Origin of the sequence: Nocardia sp. XZ_19_231 (assembly GCF_015355705.1) — a bacterium.
GTDB lineage: Bacteria > Actinomycetota > Actinomycetes > Mycobacteriales > Mycobacteriaceae > Nocardia > Nocardia salmonicida.
The window spans coordinates 1,380,644-1,399,002 of the sequence record NZ_JACUZI010000001.1 but is presented as its reverse complement, the minus strand read 5'-3'; the positions used below and the strand labels follow the sequence as shown (position 1 = coordinate 1,399,002).

Here is an 18,359-nt window from a genome sequence, read left to right as displayed (position 1 = left end):
CGCGATAGTACGGGAGCGGCTGAAAGTTCGCCCGGGTGAAGGAAACCGGCCGATCACGGACAGCGAAAGGCCCGCCACGGTTCGTTGTGGCGGGCCTTTTCGGGTTCGGTGTCTACGCTCCGGCGACCTTCTCACCGGGCTTGACGGTGGTGCCGGTCTTGGTGAACTGCAGCACGCCGTCTTCGATCGGCGCCTTGTGCATCAGCGTGCGGTCCCGGTAGTAGTTGTTGATCAGCTTCCAGGCGCCGCGGGCACCCTGGCGGGGCATGGCGTCGTTGCCACGCTGGATGTAGCCCGAGGTGAGGGCGCCACCCATGAGCGACTCGTCGGCGATGTCCTCGGGGTCGGCGTGCACCTCGAAGGTGGTGTAGCCGCGGTCGCGCATGATGTTGAGCACGCGGCACAGGTAGGCGGCGGCGAGGTCGGCCTTCAGCGTCCAGGAGGCGTTGGTGTAGCCGATGATCATCAGGAAGTTCGGGATATCGGAGTACAGGACGCTCTTGTACGCGACCGTCTCGTTGAACTTCACCGGGGTGCCGTCGATGGTCAGGGTGATGCCGCCGAGCATCTGCACGTTCAGGCCGGTGGCGGTGACGATGATGTCGGCCTCGAGCTCCTGACCCGACTCGGTCAGGATGCCCTTCTCGGTGAACTTCGCGATGCGGTCGGTGACGATGTCGGCCTTACCGCTCTTGAGCACCTTGAACAGGTCGCCGTTGGGAACCACGCACAGGCGCTGATCCCACGGGTTGTAGCTGGGGGTGAAGTGGCGCAGGTCCACCTTCTTGCCGAGCTGCAGGCGCACCTGGGCCAGCATCAGCTTCTTGGCCAGCTCGGGGTTGGTGCGCGAGAGCTGGAAGCTGGCGCGCTGCAGCGCGATGTTGCGGGCGCGGCCGATCTTGTAGGCGACGGCGTCGGGCACGCGCGACTTCTTGAAACCGATGGCGACCGGGTCGTCGGAAGGCAGGGCCTGGATCCAGGTGGGCGAACGCTGCAGCATGGTGACGTGCGCGGCGGTGTCGGCCATCGACGGGATCAGCGTGATCGCGGTGGCACCGGAACCGATGACGACGACCTTCTTGCCCGCGTAGTCCAAATCCTCGGGCCAGTGCTGCGGGTGCACGATCTGACCCTTGAAGTCGTCCTGACCGGGGAAATCGGGCTGGTAGCCCTTGTCGTAGTTGTAGTAGCCGCTGGCGCCGACGACGAAGTTGGCGGTCCAGGTCTCGGTCTCGCCGGTGGCCTCGATCACAGCCTGCACGGTCCACAGCGCGGTGCCACGATCGAAGTCGGCGGTGACGACCTTGCGGCCGAAGCTGATGTGGTCGGTGACGCCGTATTCCTTGGCGGTGTCCTCGACGTAGTCACGGATGCTGGCGCCGTCGGCGAGCACCTTGGTGCCGATCCAGGGGCGGAATCCGAAACCGAAGGTGAGCATGTCCGAGTCCGAGCGGATGCCGGGGTACTTGAACAGGTCCCAGGTGCCACCGATGTTCTCGCGGCGCTCGAGGATCGCGTAGGTGCGTCCGGTCTGCTCGCGAGTGAGGTGACAGGCCGTGCCGATTCCGGACAGGCCAGCGCCGATGATCAGTACGTCGACATGCCGCGTCATTGAGGAAACTCGTTTCGTGGGGTCGCGACCCGTGCACCGTCGCCCGAGCCTGTGTCGAGGTTACGTGTTTCGCATAGTTACGTCTAGTTAGGTGTGGTGGCGCCGCGGCGTGTCGTGGGTTGCGCGCACGGTGATCGGAATCCGTGACGGGGGCGGGCGCACGGGTCAGCATCGATGGGCCCCATCACTGCAACGAAAAAGGCGGACATGACCGAACGCGGACTGTCGTTCCACTGGTTCCTACCCACCTACGGCGACTCGCGCGGCCTGATGGCGGGCGGACACGGCAGCTTCATGTCCGGTGATCGTCCCGCGACGCTGCGCTATCTCAACCAGCTCACCGCCGCCGCCGAGGACAACGGCTTCGAGGGCGTGCTCACACCCACCGGCGCCTGGTGCGAGGACGCGTGGCTGACCACCGCCATGCTGGTGCAGACCAGCGAGACGCTGAAGTTCCTGGTGGCGCTGCGCCCCGGACTGACCAGCCCCACCCTGGCCGCGCAGATGGCGGCGACATTTCAGCGCCATTCGGCCGGGCGTCTGCTGCTCAACGTCGTCACCGGCGGTGAGCAGCGCGAGCAGGAGGCCTACGGCGACTTCCTGGACAAGACCCAGCGCTACGCGCGCACCGGCGAGTTCCTGCACATCGTGCGAGAGCTGTGGTCGCGGACCGAGCCGTTCAGCTTCACCGGCGAGCACCTGCGGGTGAAGGACGCGATCCTGAGCGCTCGTCCCGACCCGATTCCGCCGGTGTTCTTCGGCGGCTCGTCGGGTCCGGCCGGACCGATCGCCGCCCGCTACTCCGATACTTACCTCACCTGGGGTGAGCCGGTCGACGCCGTCGCCAAGAAGCTGGACTGGATTCGTGGGCTGGCCGCCATCGAAGGCCGCACGGTCGACTTCGGCCTGCGCATCCACGTGATCAGCCGCGATACCGCCGCCGAGGCGTGGGCCGAGGCCGACCGCCTGCTCGACGGCATTTCCCCCGGTGAGATCGAACGGGTGCAGGCGAACCTGGCCAAGAGCGATTCCGAGGGGCAGCGACGCATGGCGCGGCTGCACAACGGTCGCACCGACGGACTCGAGATCGCCCCGAATCTCTGGGCGGGCGTCGGCCTGGTGCGCGGCGGCGCGGGTACCGCGCTGGTCGGATCGCACACCGAGGTGGCCGATCGCCTCCTCGAATACGCCGCGATCGGGATCGACCAGTTCATCCTGTCCGGGTATCCGCATCTGGAGGAGGCGTACTGGTTCGGCGAGGGTGTGCTGCCGATTCTGGAGCGCAAGGGTGTGTGGACGCATCCGTCGCGGCCGGTGTCGGTGCCCACGATCGCGCCGTTCACCGCGGCCGCCAGTAGCTGATGCCGCGCGGTGAGTGCACCGTGCCGAATGGCAGTCGTTGCACCGTTGCGTTATCTGCCATCGGCTGAGCGACGGGATGGCTCAACACCTTTCGGCGTCGCCCGAAGCGGGCGTGACCTGCCGATCTTCCGGTTACCAACTGGTAGGTCCGAAATGCCGTGACGCACATCATGCTTCGCTGCACCGCACTCCCCCAACCGTTTTCGGCATCGAGTGCAGCCGGGGTTCCACGTGAATCAGTGCAGTTCGGGGCAGGTGCGGCCTCGATCGACAGGGTTCGGGGCAGTCGGCGATAGGCTCGCAACCGTGACTCTCACCGTCGGCTTCGACCTGGACATGACTCTCATCGACTCACGTCCGGGCGTCGCCCTGGCGATCGACACCCTCGCGCGCGAGTTCGATCTGCCGATGGACGGCTCGCATTTCGCGGAGCACCTCGGTCCACCGCTGGCCACGCTGCTGGGCGAGGCAGGCGCACCCGACGATCTGATCCCCCATCTGGTCACCCGCTACCGCGAGCTGTACCCGGACGTCATCGACCACATCGCCGCGCTGCCCGGGGCCGACGACGCCCTGGCCGCCGTGCGCACAGGCGGTGGACGAACCTTGGTCGTCACCGGCAAGTTCGAACCGCACGCGCGACTGCACGTCGATCACCTCGGCTGGCACGTCGATCGTCTCGCCGGTGATCTGTGGTCGACCGGGAAGGCCGAGGTATTGCGCGCGGAGGCCGCGTATGTCTTCGTCGGCGATCACGCGGGTGACATGCGCGGCGCCAAGGCCGCCGGTGTGGTGGCCGTCGGTGTCACGACCGGACCCTACGACGCCGAGGGCTTATGGGCCGCGGGCGCCGATGTGGTGCTCGACGACCTCACCCAGTTCCCCGGGTGGTTGTCCGCTCACAGGGCGTTCGACCAGTAGTTCGCCGAAACAGCTTGTTACGCAGCCCCGTTCCGGAACCCATCCGAGACCCGGCGCGTTGACCGGTCATGCCGACCGACCCCTACTGGAACCACAACACGCACTACCACCCCTGGGTACTCGAGCAGGTGCCCGACAACGCCCGCACGGCATTGGATATCGGCTGCGGTGACGGGCTACTCGCCCGCAAACTCGCGACCCGCTGCGATGCGGTGCTCGGGGTCGACATCGACGACCAGGTGATCGCCAACGCCCCCGCCGCACCCAACGTCCACCTCGAACACGCCGACTTCCGCGACCTCGACCAGACCTTCGACGTGGTCACCGCCGTCGCCACGCTGCATCACGTCCCCGTGCGCGACGGCATCACCACGCTGCGCCACCTGGTCGCTCCGGGCGGCACCCTCGCGGTGGTGGGTCTGTGGAAGATGCACCCGGTCAGCGACTTCCACTATCTGCCCCTCTTACCCGCCATCTGGGGACTCGATCGTTGGCGGCACCGTTCGCACGGTGGCCCCGATGTCACCCTGGCCGCTCCACGGGAAACCCTCGCCGAAATCCGGTCCGCCGCCGCCGAACACCTTCCCGGCGCCGAGATCCACCGCCGCCTGATGTGGCGCTACACCCTGCGGTGGCAGCGGCCACGCTGAGCCGGCCGCACGACGCGCGCGGCGGCCATGGCGGCGAACTCCTTGCCCGGTGATCCTGGATCTGCAACGCCGAGAATGGCGTTGACGTCAGACCTGGCCCGCACAGGCCAGGTGCGTACCGACAACGGCGAGTCCGAGGACCGCGACGGCCACCGAGAGCGCCGGGGCCGGTTCGCGAACCAACCGGGTCGCGCCGCGCCGTACCGCGTCGCCGACCCGCTCGAGCCGGATCCCGAGTGTCGAACCTCCCGTGGACTCCGCGCCCGCACGACCGCGCAGCTTCCGGCGGACGACGCCGACGAGAGTGAGCAGGAGTGCGGTGATCAACATCGCGGCCCCTTCCCGCTCAACGAGTTCCGACTACGGCACGCGATGACTTCGCGGGCCGGCCGGGAGCGGTGACGATGCCGAAGGCGATCAGGCTGTCGGCGGTGTCGCGGACGGTGTCCTCGATCGGGCGCATGGTCCAGCCGAGTTCGCGGCGGGCCTTGTCGGCGCTGACGTGTTCGGTGCGACCGAGGACCGGCACCGTCAAGCGGACGCCTTTGTCGAAGACCGCGACGAGGCGGATCACCCAGTTCGGCAGGACCCGGGTCGGAACACGGAAGCCCTCGGCGGCGTAGTCGCGGGCCAGCAGGCGGGCCAACTCCCCCATCCACAGTGGATCGGTCGCACAGATGTATCGATTGCCCGCGGCCTCGGGTACTTCCATCGCCAGCCGGTGCGCGACGGCGAGATCGCGGACGTCGACCGGGGTCCAGCCAGTTTTCACCGAACCCGGGACATCGCGAGCCAGCAGGCGGCGGACCGGTTCGTGGGAGGTGCTGGTCCTGGCTTCGAGCAGCGGGCCGAGGATCATGCCCGGGTTGACCACCACCAGTTCGAGACCGGTTGCGGCAGGCATGGATTCGACGAAGTCCCAGGCCGCTCGCTCGGCGAGGGTCTTGCTCTTCTGGTAGGCGGGGATGCGGTCGACCACCGACCAGTCCTCCTCGGTGCGCACCTCGTCCACGTCGTGGCCGTAGGCGACGGCGGCAACCGAGGAGGTGAGCACGACGCGTCGAACACCGGCGGCCGCGGCGGCGCGCAGCACTCGCAGGGTGCCCTGTACCGCGGGTTCGATCAGGTCCTGCTCGTTCTCGGGCGGGGTGGCGGGGAACGGCGACGCGACGTGGAGCACGGTGTCGCAACCCGCGACCGCCGCGGCCCAGCCCGCGTCGTCGCCGAGGGAGGCCGCGACGAATTCCAGGTCACCGCCGGTGCGGCGCGCGAGCTCGATGAGGTGGGCACGGGCGGCGTGCGCGGCGAGATCGCGCACGGTGGCGCGGACGGCGTAGCCGTGGTCGAGGAGTTCGGCGATGCAGTGGCCGGCGACGAAACCTGTCGCGCCGGTGACGAGTACCCGAGTGGTCATGGTGGTCATCCATTCCGTCGATTCGGTGGGGCGTGCATCTAAGCGATGCTCAATTAATCTAAACACTGCATAGATTTCCTGTCCAGTGCCAATTTCGGCCGCGGTCTCGCCTAGGCTCTCGAATGTGAAGCGCACCCGTTACCACCACGGCGACCTGCGCGCCACGCTGATGGACGCCTGCCTGCGCCTGATCGAGAGCGAGGGCTTGGCCGCGGTGAGCCTGCGCCGCGTCGCCAGGGAGGCCGGGGTCAGTAGCGGCGCGCCCTACCACCATTTCGCCGACCGCGCCGCACTGCTCTCGGCGCTGTCGATCGACGGCTTCCAGCAGTTGGCCTCCTACATGACCACCGCCAGGGCTACGACGCCCGACCCGCTGGAAGCCCTCACTGAACTCGGTGCGGCCTACGTGCGGTTCTCCCGCGATCACCCCGCCCAGTTCCGGCTGATGTTCCGCCCCGAACTGTCCCAACCGGACAAGCACCCCGACGCCCACGTGGCCGGTGACGCCGCCTTCAACGTCCTGGTCGACACCGTCGCCGAATGCGTCGCGGCCGGCGCCATCCCCGCCGACCGCGCCGAAACCCTCGCCGTCGCCTGGTGGGGGCTGGGGCACGGACTGGCGTCGCTGTGGCTCGACGGTCATCTCGAAAAGCGCAGCGAACAAATGGGCACCCACGCGCCCGAGCTCGTCGACACGATCATGCACACATTCACCGCGCTGATCACGCCGGGCCCGCCGCCCGCCTGACGCACCGACGATATTCCGCCGAACCGGCGTGCGCGCTGACCTAGAGTGGGTACGACCGTGTTTGTCGTTGCGTAGCCGTTTCGAGCAGGAGGCCCGATGTCTGGCACCGCGAAACTCGATCCCGTGGTCGAGGCGTTCGTCGACGCGCTCAACGCGCAGGACACCGACCAGTTCTACGGCGTGCTCACCGAGGACGCCACGATGTCCGATGACGGCGTCGAACGCAATCTCGCGCAGTGGACCGAGGCCGAGATCTTCAGCAGCAACGGACATCTCGTCGTGGACACGGTCGACTCCGAAGACGGCCTCGCACTCACCGCCGACTACACCAACAGTAGGTGGGGTTCGATGCGAACCACCTGGAAGTTCGTCCTGCGTGACGGGCTGATCAGCCGATTCGAAACAGGACAGGCGTGAGCGACGATCTCCTGCTGACACCGCGTTACGGCACAGCCGCACTCTCCGATCTACTCCCGTCGGTACTGACCTGCCTCGGCGCGCCCGGCGATACCGACCGGCTCGGCCTCGCGCTCGATGTCGACCGGGTCTGCGTCCTGCTCGTCGACGGACTCGGCGCGCAAGCCCTGGCCGCCGAATCCGCTGCCGCGCCATTCCTGACGAGCCTGCCCGAGGCCAGTCTCGACGCCGGTTTCCCCAGCACCACGGCGACGAGCTTGACCACCCTCGGCACCGGACTGCCGTCGGGCGAGCACGGCATCGTCGGCTACAGCATGCGGCTGCCCGGCGAGGAGCGCCTGTTCAATTCGTTGCGCTGGCAACTCATCGGCGCCGGCCCCAAGGTGGAGGCGCTCACCGCCTTCCCACCCGACCGAATTCAGCCGCACCGCACCATCTTCGAGCGCGCCACCGACGCGGGCATCGCCGCCGTGCAGGTAGCGCCGAGCTATCAGGACGGCTCCGGCCTGACCCTGGCCGGGTGGCGCGGCGGCGGATTCCGCACGGCCTTCTCGGTCGGCGATCTCGTCGACGGCGTCCTGACCGCCCTCACCTCCGCACCGAAAACCCTGGTCTACACCTACCATTCGGAGCTCGACACCACCGGTCACGCCCGCGGACCCGCCAGCCGCGCGTGGCGCTTCGAGCTCGCCAATGTCGACCGGATCGCCGCCGAGATCGCGGCCCGTCTGCCCGCGCGCTCGGCGCTGGTCGTCACCGCCGATCACGGCATGGTCGAACTCGTCGAACGCATCGACTTCGACACCCACCCGTACCTGTCGGACAACGTGCTGGCACTCGGCGGTGAACCGCGCGCCCGCCACGTCTACACCGACGACAGCGCTTCGGTCGCCGACACCTGGCGAGGCGTGCTCGGTCCCGGGTTCCTGGTCCGCACCCGCGAGGAGGCGATCGACGCGGGCTGGTTCGGCCCGATCCTCACCCGCGACGCCGCCGCGCGCATCGGCGATCTCGTCGTGGTCGCCGGCGGCGACGGCGGTGTCGTGCGGTCCGGCGCCGAACCGCTGCAATCGCTGATGGTCGGCCACCACGGCTCGCTCACTGCCGCCGAACTGCGGGTTCCCCTGCGGATCCACCGCGCCTGAGCACCACCACTTAAGCTGTCCCGGACGCGCAGGCGCGCGCTGTGAACCATTCCAGGAGGAAACATGGCTGCCAACACCCGAACCGGCGCCGTCGCGGTGGGCGTCGCGGTGCTGGCGGCACTGGCCACCGGCTGCACCGAGGTCGAGCGCGCGCTCAACCAGGGTGGCGAAACGAGCTGCCGCGACTACGTCAACCAGGACGCCAACACCAAGCGGATCACCATCACCAAGGCGATCAAGCAGCAGACCGGCAACGACAACGAGCCCGCGGGCACCGTGGTCGATTCGATGATCGTGCAGGTCGACGTGTTGTGCGCGACCCAGCGCAATGTCGACACTCCGATCAAGAACGCCGACATCGCCGGGATCTTTCTGAACAAGTAGTCGGCGTCAAGCCGACACGACAGGTCAGCCACCGGTGACCTGGCCGTCCTCGACACAAACGTTCCCATGGTGGCGGTGCAGCTGATAGACAGTAAGCGCCACACCCGTTCTCGTCGCTGGAACGGTGCGTCACCGACGAGCAGGGAGTGAACGTGGGCGAAGAACTGGGAAGAGCTCGACCAGACGCCCCCGACAACCCGATCGCCGGCCCGCACCGCCCCGAACGGCTCTCGGACTACCGCGTCGAGCTCGAGAAACAGTGGAACCGCCTGGCGGCACCCTCGCGCCCACTGACCCTGCCCCGCGACACCGGCGCCGTGCGTAACGATGTCGCCAAATCCTGGCAGCGCTCCCTGCACACCGTCGACCCCGCCACCGAGGTCGCGCCCGGACTCGACGACATCAGCGACCGCTGGTCGGAATCCCCGCTGCGCAGGCCCGTCACCGAACTCGCGGGTCAGCTGCGCGGAATGGCCGAGGAATCGGGCTATCTCGCCGTCGTCAGTGACGAATCGGGCACCATCTTGTGGACCGCGGGCGACCGCACGCTGCGCCGCCAAGGGGAAGCGGTGAACTTCGCGCCGGGCGGGGTCTGGGACGAAAGCCATATGGGCACCAACGGGTTATCCCTTGCCCTGCACGACGACCGGGCCGTCACCGTGTTCTCCGCGGAGCATCTCGTCGCCGCGTTGCACGGCTGGGTCTGCTACTCGGCGCCGATCCACGGCCCCGACGGTCGAACGGTAGGTGTGCTCGATCTGTCCTCGACCTGGGAACGCTCGCATCCGATGGTGATGACCTCGGTTCGCGCGCTCGTCACCGCCGTGGAGACGATGCTGCGCGCGGAAGCACCGACGCCCGCGCCGGGTGTGCGGCTCGAATGCCTGGGCGCGGCAAGGCTTTTGCGCGACGGACGCCCGGTGCCGCTGCCGCCACGCCAACTCGAGATCCTGGCCCTGCTGGCGCTCGAACCCGACGGCTACACCCCCGAACAGCTACACGCCGCGGTCTACGGTGAGCGGGCGGTATCGCTGAACACGCTCAAAGCCGATGTGTCGCACCTGCGCCGCGCCACCCGCGGCGAGATCGCGAACCGGCGCTACATGCTCACCGGCGCGGTGTCCTGCGACGCGGTGGATCTGCTGGCCGCCATCGAGGGCGGCGACCTCACGTCAGCGCTGTGGCTGTATCGCGGGCCGCTGCTGCCCGGTTCGGATCTGCCCGGCGTCGAACAGTGGCGCGCCCACCTCGACGTCGGTATCCGCAATGCCGTGCTGGGCAGCGACCGGCCCGAGCACGCGGTCGCGTTCGGGCAGCGGTGCCCCGGCGATGTCGCCGTGCACGAGCATGCCCTGCGGCTACTGCCTCGTGACGACGTCCGTCGTGCCGTCGTTACCGCCCGACTTTTCACCGCACGTCAAGGCTGACCTGCGCAAACGCCGTCACCAACCTCGTACCAACCTTCGCCGACCATAGTGTGGGGCACCACGCAGAGGTCGCGAGGAGCGAGGCGCATGATCTACGGCAAACCCGGATCGGATACCGGCATAGTCAGCTATGCCCCCCGATACGACAACTTCATCGGAGGTGACTGGTCTCCTCCTGTCGAAGGCCGTTATTTCGACAACACCTCACCGGTCGACGGTGAGGCCTTCTGCGCGGTGGCCCGCTCCACCGCCGCGGATATCGACATGGCGCTCGAGGCCGCGCACCGCGCCACCGAGCGCTGGGCCGCGACCTCGGCCACCGAACGATCCGACATCCTGCTCAAGATCGCCGACCGGATCGAGAACAGTCTCGAACCGCTAGCGGTGGCCGAAACCTGGGACAACGGCAAACCGGTTCGCGAGACCCTCGCCGCCGACCTCCCCCTTGCCATCGATCACTTCCGCTATTTCGCGGGAGTGCTTCGCGCCCAGGAGGGATCGCTGTCGCAGATCGACGCCGACACCGTCGCCTATCACTTCCACGAACCGCTCGGAGTGGTCGGGCAGATCATTCCGTGGAACTTCCCGATCCTGATGGCCGCCTGGAAACTCGCCCCCGCTTTGGCGGCGGGCAACTGCGTGGTGATCAAACCGGCCGAGCAGACTCCGGCGTCGCTGCTGCTCGTCGTCGAACTCATCGCCGATCTGCTGCCCGACGGAGTTCTCAACGTGGTCAACGGTTTCGGCGTCGAGGCGGGCAAACCGCTGGCGCAGAGCCCGCGCGTGGCCAAGATCGCCTTCACCGGCGAGACCACCACCGGACGGCTGATCATGCAGTACGCCAGCGAGAACATCATTCCGGTCACCCTCGAACTCGGCGGCAAGAGCCCCAACATCTTCCTACCCGATGTGATGGCCGCCGACGACGACTATCTCGACAAGTGCGTCGAGGGGTTCGTCATGTTCGCCCTGAACCAGGGCGAGGTGTGCACGTGCCCGTCGCGCGCGCTGATCCACTCGTCGATCTACGACGAGTTCCTCGCCCGCGCCATCGCCCGCACCGAGGCCATCGTGTCCGGTCATCCGCTCGACACCGAGACGATGATCGGCGCACAGGCCGGCAACGACCAGTACGAGAAGATTCTGTCCTATTTCGACATCGGCAGAGCCGAAGGCGCCCGCGTGCTCACTGGAGGGGAAGCACGCAAGGTCGACGGTCTACCGGGTGGGTACTACATCGAACCCACCGTCTTCGAGGGTGACAACACGATGCGGATCTTCCAAGAGGAGATCTTCGGCCCGGTCGTCGCGGTCACCCGCTTCGATACCGTCGACGAAGCGATCCGCATCGCCAACGGCACTCTCTACGGTCTCGGTGCGGGCGTGTGGACCCGCGATATCAACACCGCCCATCGGCTGGGCCGCGGCATCAAGGCGGGTCGGGTCTGGACCAACTGCTACCACGCCTACCCCGCCCACGCCGCGTTCGGCGGCTACAAGAAGTCGGGATTCGGCCGGGAGAACCACGCGATGATGCTCGGGCACTACCAGCAGACCAAGAACCTGCTGGTCAGTTATTCGACGACGAAACTCGGGATGTTCTGATGCAGAATCGAATCCACCGTGTGGAGATCACCGAGCGCGCCCAGACCCTGCTGCGCCGCCTCATCGAGGACAACGGACCGGTGCTGTTCCGCCAGGCGGGCGACGGCTGCGACGACGACAGCACACCGGTATGCCTGTCGACCAAGCAGTTCCCGATCGAGAAGGCCGACATCCTGCTCGGCCGACTCACCTGGCACACCGAATTCTGGATCAGCCCGGCGCAATTCGAATGCTGGAAAGATACCCACCTCACCGTCGATGTGACGCGCGGTGAGGCCGCCGAGGATTCGCTCGAAGCCGGCCAGGGCATGCGATTCGTGTTGCGCGCCAGGCTGCTGACCGATGCGGAGAACGCGGCACTGGCGGCCGGGCCGCCACCCCGAACCGGCGCCGACCGCACCCTGTAGCGGCCCCCCCGAAAACCTGACCTGGCAGCATCTTTCCGGCGCTGCCAGGTCGCGGCGAGCCCCCGCCGACTGGGCCATCGCGGCTCAGCCGGCGGGGTGAGCTCGCCGTTTTTTCGTGTTCGACCCCATATAGCAAATGTGTTCCCGCACAAACCAAATCGCGTCTCGCTCACCGAGACACACACGACAACACTGCAACGATTCCGTTACGTTATGGCGATGTTCTTAGCGAGACTCGGTGTGCGCACCCGGATTCTGGCGATTGCTCTCATTCCGAGTTTGACCCTGGTGGTGGTCGGGGTCGGTACCGCCGGCTATCTGGTCGAGGAGAGCAATACGGCCAAAGCGTGGGCCACCGAACTCCAACAAGCCGGCCGCTTCACCCAGGAGATGGTCGAGGCGATCCAGTCCGAGCGTCACCTCACCCTGTCGCTGGTCGCCGGAGACATGACCACCACCCCCGCTCTACCCGCCGCGCGTACGCGCACGGACGCCGCGTTCCTGAAGCTCAATCAAATCGCGCAGCAGATGCAGGCCGTCGACGGCGCCGATATCGGCGACGACCAGACCGAATTCGAAGCATTCCAGGGGCACCTCAAGGCCATGCGCGGCGGCGCGGACGTGGGTATGTTGCCCGCACCGGACGCTTACATGTTCTTCAACCTGGTGGTCGACAAGTTCATCCGTGGCACCAAGATCGCCATGCTCGCCGCCCCCGACGCGACCGTGTCCTCCGGCGTGGGTGAGGGCATGCGCCTGCTCAACGTCATCGAGGCCATGTCACGCGGCAACGCGCTCGGGTCGGCGCTGGTATCGGCCGAGGGCGACTTCGCTGTCACGGTCGACGAATTCATTCGTCAAAGCGGCTTCTACCGCACCGAACTCAGCAACCTGACCCCCGAACTGCCCGAAGGCGAGCGCAACGCGATCGTCGCGCTGACCGCCTCGGCGCCGTGGCAACAGCTCACGCAAATGGACAACGCGATCATCGCGCGCTTCTCCGCTCCCGCCGCCACCACGAGCACCGCCAGGGCGACTACCCCGCCCGCACTGCCGATGTCGGCCGCCGAATGGCAGAGCGCCTCGGCGAGCGTCAATCGCGCGCTGCTCGATGTCTATACCGGTCACAACCAATTCATCCAGACTCTGGCCAAGGACTCCGCACAGCGCTCGGAGGCGACCGCGGCCGCCGCCGGCGGCGGCGTTATCGCGCTCAGCGTGCTCGTCTTCCTGGTCTCGGTGGTCCTGGCCAATCGAATCATTCGTCGCCTACGTCGCCTGCGCACCGCCACACTGCAGCTCGCCGACGAAAAGCTGCCGGCCACCATGCGCGCTCTGCGCGACGGTGAGGAGGTCGACTCGGCCGAGACCTCGCCGTCCCTCGACTTCGGGCAGGACGAGATCGGTCAGGTCGCCAAGGCCTTCGAGCACGCCGCCGCGGCGGCGATCGGTGCCGCCGTCGACGAGGCCCGCACGCGGGAGGGTGTGCGCGCGGTGTTCCTCAATATCGCCCACCGCAGCCAGATCGTGGTGCACCGCCAGCTCGAGATCCTCGACGAAGCCGAACGCCGCCAAGAGGATCCGGCACTGCTGGAGACGCTGTTCCGGCTCGACCACCTGGCCACCCGCGAGCGCCGCAACGCCGAGAACCTGATCATCCTCGGCGGCGGTCGGCCGGGGCGCCAGTGGCGTCAGCCGGTGCCCGTGATGGACGTGGTGCGCAGCGCCATCGGTGAAACGCTCGACTACGCGCGCGTGCGCGTCACCAAGCTGCCCGATGTCAACGTCGTCGGCACCGTCGTGGCCGACCTCGTGCACCTGCTCGCCGAGCTCGTCGACAACGCCACCGCGTTCTCCCCGCCGCAGTCGCGGGTCGAGGCGGGCGGCAATGTCGTCGGCAAGGGTGTGGTCGTCGAGATCACCGACCAGGGCATGGGCATGAGCGCCGACGACCTGGTCCGCTACAACAGCATGCTGGCCGATCCGCCGGACTTCGGTGTCGGCACGCTGTCCTCGGACTCGCGCCTCGGCCTGTTCGTGGTCGCCCGGCTGGCCCTGGCACACGGCGTGTCGGTGCGGCTGAGCGAATCCGATTACGGCGGTATCCGTGCCATCGTGCTGATCCCCCAGCAGTTGCTGGCGGGCGAGGCCGACTCGGCAGGCACGCCGCCCACGACGACGGGCCCGCTGCGGCGTGGTCTGCCCGCCCCGCAGGAATCATCGGGACCGGTCGCCGCCCTCGAAGCGGCTCCGGCGCCCGTCGCGACCCTGGTCGCCGACCCGCCGACCCCGCGTCCGATGGCGCCGGCCCCGGAGGCGCCCCCCGTGCAGAACCCGCGCTACGACACCGGCTCCGACGAACGCCCGGCACTGCCGCGGCGCAGCAGGCAGACGAATCTGGCACCCGAGCTCACCGAGCCCGCCGCCGAGGTGCCACCCGCACCCGAGCGTCCCCGCTCCGCAGAACAGGCGCGCGACATCATGTCCGCGATCGAGAACGGCACCCGCCAGGGTCGCAAGCAACAGACCACATCGAATCAGGACGAACAGGAAGGCTGAGGTGAACTCTTCCCCCGGTGATCTCAACTGGCTACTCGACGATCTCGTCGACCGGCTGGCAGGGGTCCGCTACGCGGTTGTGCTGTCCACCGACGGACTGCTGCTCGGACGCTCCTCGCAGATGAAGCGTGAAGATGCCGAACACTTCGCAGCCATGTCCTCGACCCTCTACGGTCTCGCGCGCAGCGCGGGTAGCCGGTTCGACGGTGGCGGTGTGCGCCAAGCGGTGATCGAGCTCGATCGAGCGGTGCTCTTCGTCACCTCCGCGGGCGAGAACGCTTGCCTGGCGCTGCAAGCCAACGAGTCGGCCAATCTCGGCATGGTCGCCTACGAAATGAATCTCACCGTGCAGCGGGTCGGCAGTTATCTGTCGACGGAGCCGCGGCACGGGCATGCGCAGCTATAGAAAGTTTCGACAATGACTCGACTCGGCGATCCGTGGTTCGACGACGCGGCCGGACCCCTGGTCCGGCCGTACGCGGTGACCCGCGGCCGCACCATGGGTGCGGCGCACGACCTGGACATGCTCACGGTGGTGGTAGCAGTGCATCCCGCCCCCACCCTGCGCAAACCAGAACCCGAGTACACGACGATCGCACAGTTGTGCAAGCGTCCGCAGTCGGTGGCCGAGGTCTCGGCCGTGCTGAAACTGCCTCTGGCGGTGACCAAGATCCTCGTCGGTGATCTCATCGCCGAGGGCCACCTCATCTTCCGGGCTCCGGTATCGGCCGAGGCCGGTGCCGGTGACCTCAACATATTGCGAGCGGTTCTGGATGGCATCCGAAAACTTTGACCCGACGTCCGCAGGCGACCAGCACATGGCCGCCTCGGTCAAAATCCTCATCGCCGGCGGCTTCGGCGTCGGCAAGACCACCATGGTCGGCGCGATCAGCGAGATCGCGCCGCTGCGGACCGAAGAGTTGATCACCGAGGTCAGCACCGGTGTCGACGATCTGTCGGGCGTGGAGCAGAAGCACACGACCACCGTCGCGCTCGACTTCGGTCGCATCACCATCGACCGGGATCTGGTGCTGTACCTGTTCGGTACGCCCGGACAGGACCGCTTCTGGTTCCTGTGGGACGAGCTGTGCCGTGGCGCCCTCGGCGCGATCGTGCTGGCCGACACCCGGCGGTTGAGCAACTCGTTCGCGGCTGTGGACTTCTTCGAGCGACGCGGTTTGCCGTTCCTGATCGCGGTGAACTGCTTCGACGGTGCCCCGCGCTACACGGTCGACGAGGTGCGCGACGCGTTGGACCTCGACCCGAACACACCGGTGATCCTGTGCGACGCGCGCGATCGGCCCTCGGCCAAGGCGGTGCTGACGCACCTGGTCGAGTACCTGATCGATCGCGCCGCACGGACTCCCGTCACCACCTGAGCGGCTAGGCCGAGCCCGGCGCGGCTACTGCCCGCTCCGCGGCTCGGCTGGTCTGCTCCCATGCCGACCAGGTGGCCAACTTGGCGCGCGCGAGGTCGAAGGCCAAGTCGTACACCATGTTTCCGAGCAGCAGGCGCAGCGGCGGTTCCTCCGCGCCGACGAGCGTGAGCAGCGCCTCGGCGGCGAGAGCCGGTTCGCTGTCGATCGACCCTTCGGCCCACTGTGCCTCCAACTGGGCGCGCAGCGGGGCGTAGGCCTCGATCGGTGTGGTGTTCGCCATCGCCGAATACAGGTCGGTCCAGTACCCGCCCGGTTGCAGAATGCTCACGCGCGCACCGAATTCCGCGGCTTCCATCGCCAGCGCCTCGCTCATGCCCTCCAGCGCGAATTTGCTCGCGGCATACATTCCCGACAGCGGGAACCCGGCGAGTCCGCCGATGCTGGAGACCTGCACGATGTGCCCGCCATGCTGGGCGCGAAGGTGCGGCAGCACCGCCTGGCTCACCCAGAGCGCGCCGAAGAAGTTGACCTCCATCTGCGCGCGGGCCTCGGTTTCGGTGAATTCCTCGATCATGCCCATCGACAGAGTGCCCGCGTTGTTGACCACGATGTCGAGGCGACCGAAGTGCGCGACGGCGGCATCGACGGCCTCGTGTACCGCATCGCGATCGGTGACGTCGAGTATCAACGGCAGGACCCGGCCCGGATGGGCGGCGGCGAGTTCGTCGAGTGCGGAGCCGGTGCGCGCGGCAGCGGCGACCCGATCCCCCGCCGCCAGCGCGGCCCCGGCGAAGGCCCGGCCGAGACCGCGGCTGGCTCCGGTGATGAACCAGATGCGGGATGCGGTGGTACCGGCGGTGGTCATATCTATCCTCCTTGCCTAGACAAGACGTTGCGTCTCGTTTGATGATTCGAGGATGCCACCGACACACCCGCCTGTCAAGACGCAACGTCTCGTCTCTTCGGTTGGTAGGATGGCGCCATGAGTCAGCAGGTGAACCCCGCACCCCGTCCTACGGCCGACGCGACCCGGCGCAACGAGGGATCTCGGCGCGCGATCCTGTCCGCCGCCTTCGAATTGGCAGGCGAGATCGGCTACGACAAGCTGACCATCGAGGCGATCGCCGCCAGGGCAGGCGTCGGCAAGCAGACGATCTACCGATGGTGGCCGTCCAAGGGCGCCGTTTTGCTCGACGCCTTCCTGATGCTCAGCGAGACCGGCGACGACGCGACACCCGGCCTTCCGGACACCGGCGACCTGGAAGCGGATCTGAAGCTCGTCCTGCGCGCCACCGTCGCCGAACTGGCCGACCCCCGCTTCGATCTCCCCCTGCGCGGTCTGACCAGCGCCATCATGCACGACACCGCCCTGGCCGCCACTTACGTGGAACGCCTCCAGGGCCCCGTAGACGACCTGAAACGCCGACGGCTGGCCGCCGCGCAGACCGCCGGCCAGATCGCCGCCGACATCGACCTCGACGTGGCCATCGCGATGATCTGGGGCCCACTGATGGACCGATGGCTACTGCGCACGGGCACCCTGACCACCGAATTCGCCGATCGCGTGGTCGAGACCGCCCTGCGCGGTCTACGCGGCTGAACTCACGGAACAGGCTGCCCAACAGCGCTGTTCGGCCGACTCGGCCGGGCCTCGGCACCCCGAACACCCCGGCTGCCACGCTCGATGCCTTCCAGCGCGCCTGGTACGTGACCGCCGCGGTCGCGGTCCCGGCCGGACTCATCGGCTTCGCCGTGCGGTTCGGGCCACCGATCGAATCACCCGGCGGGGTCACCACCCCGGTGGCAACCGAGAACTCCGGGGGCGCACCAGTTTCCGCCTGACCCCCGAGCGGTCGGCGACGACGATGTCGCCGGCCGCGTCCCTCGGTCCGCTCAGCCCCAGTTCGCTTGGTTCGGGACCGACGAATCGAAGATTACGTAGAAGAAGTGACCGGGGGTCAGTTCGTTCATGTCGTGCCAGCGACCCCATGGGTCTCGCTGGTAGTAGTGCTCCATCCCGGTGCCATCGTCGAAGCAGACGATGTTCGAGGTGCCGAACGGGCTCCAGTACGCGTCGGTGCCGGGGCGCGGCGGTTCGAGCGGGGTGCGGAACAGGTGACTGCACGGCGTGATGACGGGATCGTAGTAGGTGGGCTGGGCGGCGGCGGTGGCCTGCCCGGCGATCCCGGCGACCGTGACCGCGGCGGCCGCGAAGCCGAGACGAACGGTGGAACGCATCGCATCTGCTCCTCACCCGAGCGGAAAGGAAGGCGCTTCGTATCGCAAACGATTTTACGCCCGCTCGCCGGGCTGCGCGGAAATCCGACCG

The 18,359-nt window shown here is 67.7% G+C and carries 20 protein-coding genes; 15 read left to right on the top strand and 5 right to left on the bottom strand.

The window, feature by feature from the left end:
• Positions 1-112 precede the first annotated feature (112 nt).
• The gene (locus IBJ82_RS06295) at positions 113-1,612 is read right to left on the bottom strand and encodes an NAD(P)/FAD-dependent oxidoreductase (protein WP_194824916.1); all 1,500 of its coding nucleotides are present in this window, start codon (positions 1,610-1,612) and stop codon (positions 113-115) included.
• A gap of 207 nt (positions 1,613-1,819) precedes the next feature.
• Between IBJ82_RS06295 and IBJ82_RS06290 the strand changes: the two genes are divergently transcribed.
• The 3 genes from IBJ82_RS06290 to IBJ82_RS06280 all read left to right on the top strand — a co-directional run bounded on the left by IBJ82_RS06290 (position 1,820) and on the right by IBJ82_RS06280 (position 4,545).
• Positions 1,820-2,974 (top strand): LLM class flavin-dependent oxidoreductase, encoded by a 1,155-nt coding sequence (locus IBJ82_RS06290; protein WP_194824915.1) that lies wholly within the window; start codon positions 1,820-1,822, stop codon positions 2,972-2,974.
• Positions 2,975-3,280: 306 nt separating this feature from the next.
• A complete protein-coding gene (locus IBJ82_RS06285) occupies positions 3,281-3,895 on the top strand; it encodes an HAD hydrolase-like protein (protein WP_194824914.1) in 615 nt (204 codons plus the stop codon).
• 68 nt (positions 3,896-3,963) lie between these two features.
• Positions 3,964-4,545, top strand: a complete 582-nt coding sequence (locus IBJ82_RS06280; RefSeq protein WP_194824913.1) for a bifunctional 2-polyprenyl-6-hydroxyphenol methylase/3-demethylubiquinol 3-O-methyltransferase UbiG — start codon at positions 3,964-3,966, stop codon at positions 4,543-4,545.
• 87 nt (positions 4,546-4,632) lie between these two features.
• Here the strand turns inward: IBJ82_RS06280 and IBJ82_RS06275 are convergent, their stop codons facing one another.
• Positions 4,633-4,875, bottom strand: coding sequence for a hypothetical protein (locus tag IBJ82_RS06275; RefSeq protein WP_194824912.1), 243 nt, complete (start codon positions 4,873-4,875; stop codon positions 4,633-4,635).
• A gap of 16 nt (positions 4,876-4,891) precedes the next feature.
• Complete coding sequence (locus IBJ82_RS06270) at positions 4,892-5,959, bottom strand: NAD-dependent epimerase/dehydratase family protein (RefSeq protein ID WP_194824911.1); 1,068 nt, start codon at positions 5,957-5,959, stop codon at positions 4,892-4,894.
• A gap of 124 nt (positions 5,960-6,083) precedes the next feature.
• Here IBJ82_RS06270 and IBJ82_RS06265 point away from each other — a divergent pair, with 124 nt between their 5' ends.
• The 11 genes from IBJ82_RS06265 to IBJ82_RS06215 all read left to right on the top strand — a co-directional run bounded on the left by IBJ82_RS06265 (position 6,084) and on the right by IBJ82_RS06215 (position 16,030).
• Complete coding sequence (locus tag IBJ82_RS06265; protein WP_194824910.1) at positions 6,084-6,707, top strand: TetR/AcrR family transcriptional regulator; 624 nt, start codon at positions 6,084-6,086, stop codon at positions 6,705-6,707.
• Between the two features lie 96 nt (positions 6,708-6,803).
• The gene (locus IBJ82_RS06260) at positions 6,804-7,124 is read left to right on the top strand and encodes a nuclear transport factor 2 family protein (protein ID WP_194824909.1); all 321 of its coding nucleotides are present in this window, start codon (positions 6,804-6,806) and stop codon (positions 7,122-7,124) included.
• The gene (locus IBJ82_RS06255) at positions 7,121-8,269 is read left to right on the top strand and encodes an alkaline phosphatase family protein (protein WP_194824908.1); all 1,149 of its coding nucleotides are present in this window, start codon (positions 7,121-7,123) and stop codon (positions 8,267-8,269) included. The genes IBJ82_RS06260 and IBJ82_RS06255 overlap by 4 nt, the downstream gene beginning before the upstream one ends.
• A 63-nt stretch (positions 8,270-8,332) precedes the next feature.
• Entirely contained in the window at positions 8,333-8,653 is a 321-nt protein-coding gene (locus IBJ82_RS06250; protein WP_194824907.1) for a hypothetical protein, read from the top strand.
• Positions 8,654-8,805: 152 nt separating this feature from the next.
• On the top strand, positions 8,806-10,080 hold the full coding sequence (locus IBJ82_RS06245) for a transcriptional regulator (RefSeq protein WP_370585170.1): 1,275 nt from the start codon (positions 8,806-8,808) through the stop codon (positions 10,078-10,080).
• 87 nt (positions 10,081-10,167) lie between these two features.
• On the top strand, positions 10,168-11,685 hold the full coding sequence (locus IBJ82_RS06240; protein WP_194824906.1) for an aldehyde dehydrogenase family protein: 1,518 nt from the start codon (positions 10,168-10,170) through the stop codon (positions 11,683-11,685).
• A complete protein-coding gene (locus tag IBJ82_RS06235; RefSeq protein WP_194824905.1) occupies positions 11,685-12,092 on the top strand; it encodes a DUF779 domain-containing protein in 408 nt (135 codons plus the stop codon). Before IBJ82_RS06240 ends, IBJ82_RS06235 begins: the two co-directional genes overlap by 1 nt.
• A 219-nt stretch (positions 12,093-12,311) precedes the next feature.
• Entirely contained in the window at positions 12,312-14,651 is a 2,340-nt protein-coding gene (locus tag IBJ82_RS06230; protein WP_370585169.1) for a nitrate- and nitrite sensing domain-containing protein, read from the top strand.
• A 1-nt stretch (position 14,652) separates the two neighbouring features.
• On the top strand, positions 14,653-15,057 hold the full coding sequence (locus IBJ82_RS06225) for a roadblock/LC7 domain-containing protein (protein ID WP_056809728.1): 405 nt from the start codon (positions 14,653-14,655) through the stop codon (positions 15,055-15,057).
• A gap of 12 nt (positions 15,058-15,069) precedes the next feature.
• Positions 15,070-15,444: a DUF742 domain-containing protein gene (locus IBJ82_RS06220; RefSeq protein WP_056809730.1), complete on the top strand. Its 375-nt coding sequence runs from the start codon at positions 15,070-15,072 to the stop codon at positions 15,442-15,444.
• A complete protein-coding gene (locus IBJ82_RS06215) occupies positions 15,425-16,030 on the top strand; it encodes an ATP/GTP-binding protein (protein WP_056809731.1) in 606 nt (201 codons plus the stop codon). The genes IBJ82_RS06220 and IBJ82_RS06215 overlap by 20 nt, the downstream gene beginning before the upstream one ends.
• Before the next feature lie 4 nt (positions 16,031-16,034).
• Here IBJ82_RS06215 and IBJ82_RS06210 read toward each other — a convergent pair whose 3' ends face one another.
• Entirely contained in the window at positions 16,035-16,895 is an 861-nt protein-coding gene (locus IBJ82_RS06210) for an SDR family NAD(P)-dependent oxidoreductase (RefSeq protein WP_194824903.1), read from the bottom strand.
• 117 nt (positions 16,896-17,012) lie between these two features.
• Here IBJ82_RS06210 and IBJ82_RS06205 point away from each other — a divergent pair, with 117 nt between their 5' ends.
• Positions 17,013-17,630 carry a TetR/AcrR family transcriptional regulator gene (locus IBJ82_RS06205; RefSeq protein ID WP_194824902.1) on the top strand — a complete coding sequence of 206 codons (618 nt, stop codon included), beginning with the start codon at positions 17,013-17,015 and terminating at the stop codon, positions 17,628-17,630.
• A 293-nt stretch (positions 17,631-17,923) separates the two neighbouring features.
• Here IBJ82_RS06205 and IBJ82_RS06200 read toward each other — a convergent pair whose 3' ends face one another.
• Positions 17,924-18,268, bottom strand: coding sequence for a hypothetical protein (locus tag IBJ82_RS06200; protein WP_194824901.1), 345 nt, complete (start codon positions 18,266-18,268; stop codon positions 17,924-17,926).
• Positions 18,269-18,359 lie beyond the last annotated feature (91 nt).

Excerpts from the sequence above, each read along its gene's own strand:
- IBJ82_RS06210 (WP_194824903.1), bottom strand. The coding sequence starts at position 16,895 with ATGACCACCGCCGGTACCACCGCATCCCGCATCTGGTTCATCACCGGA.
- IBJ82_RS06230 (WP_370585169.1), top strand. The coding sequence starts at position 12,312 with ATGTTCTTAGCGAGACTCGGTGTGCGCACCCGGATTCTGGCGATTGCT.
- IBJ82_RS06250 (WP_194824907.1), top strand. The coding sequence starts at position 8,333 with ATGGCTGCCAACACCCGAACCGGCGCCGTCGCGGTGGGCGTCGCGGTG.
- IBJ82_RS06290 (WP_194824915.1), top strand. The coding sequence starts at position 1,820 with ATGACCGAACGCGGACTGTCGTTCCACTGGTTCCTACCCACCTACGGC.
- IBJ82_RS06260 (WP_194824909.1), top strand. The coding sequence starts at position 6,804 with ATGTCTGGCACCGCGAAACTCGATCCCGTGGTCGAGGCGTTCGTCGAC.
- IBJ82_RS06240 (WP_194824906.1), top strand. The coding sequence starts at position 10,168 with ATGATCTACGGCAAACCCGGATCGGATACCGGCATAGTCAGCTATGCC.
- IBJ82_RS06235 (WP_194824905.1), top strand. The coding sequence starts at position 11,685 with ATGCAGAATCGAATCCACCGTGTGGAGATCACCGAGCGCGCCCAGACC.
- IBJ82_RS06295 (WP_194824916.1), bottom strand. The coding sequence starts at position 1,612 with ATGACGCGGCATGTCGACGTACTGATCATCGGCGCTGGCCTGTCCGGA.
- IBJ82_RS06280 (WP_194824913.1), top strand. The coding sequence starts at position 3,964 with ATGCCGACCGACCCCTACTGGAACCACAACACGCACTACCACCCCTGG.
- IBJ82_RS06200 (WP_194824901.1), bottom strand. The coding sequence starts at position 18,268 with ATGCGTTCCACCGTTCGTCTCGGCTTCGCGGCCGCCGCGGTCACGGTC.
- IBJ82_RS06270 (WP_194824911.1), bottom strand. The coding sequence starts at position 5,959 with ATGACCACTCGGGTACTCGTCACCGGCGCGACAGGTTTCGTCGCCGGC.
- IBJ82_RS06205 (WP_194824902.1), top strand. The coding sequence starts at position 17,013 with ATGAGTCAGCAGGTGAACCCCGCACCCCGTCCTACGGCCGACGCGACC.
- IBJ82_RS06215 (WP_056809731.1), top strand. The coding sequence starts at position 15,425 with ATGGCATCCGAAAACTTTGACCCGACGTCCGCAGGCGACCAGCACATG.
- IBJ82_RS06275 (WP_194824912.1), bottom strand. The coding sequence starts at position 4,875 with ATGTTGATCACCGCACTCCTGCTCACTCTCGTCGGCGTCGTCCGCCGG.
- IBJ82_RS06220 (WP_056809730.1), top strand. The coding sequence starts at position 15,070 with ATGACTCGACTCGGCGATCCGTGGTTCGACGACGCGGCCGGACCCCTG.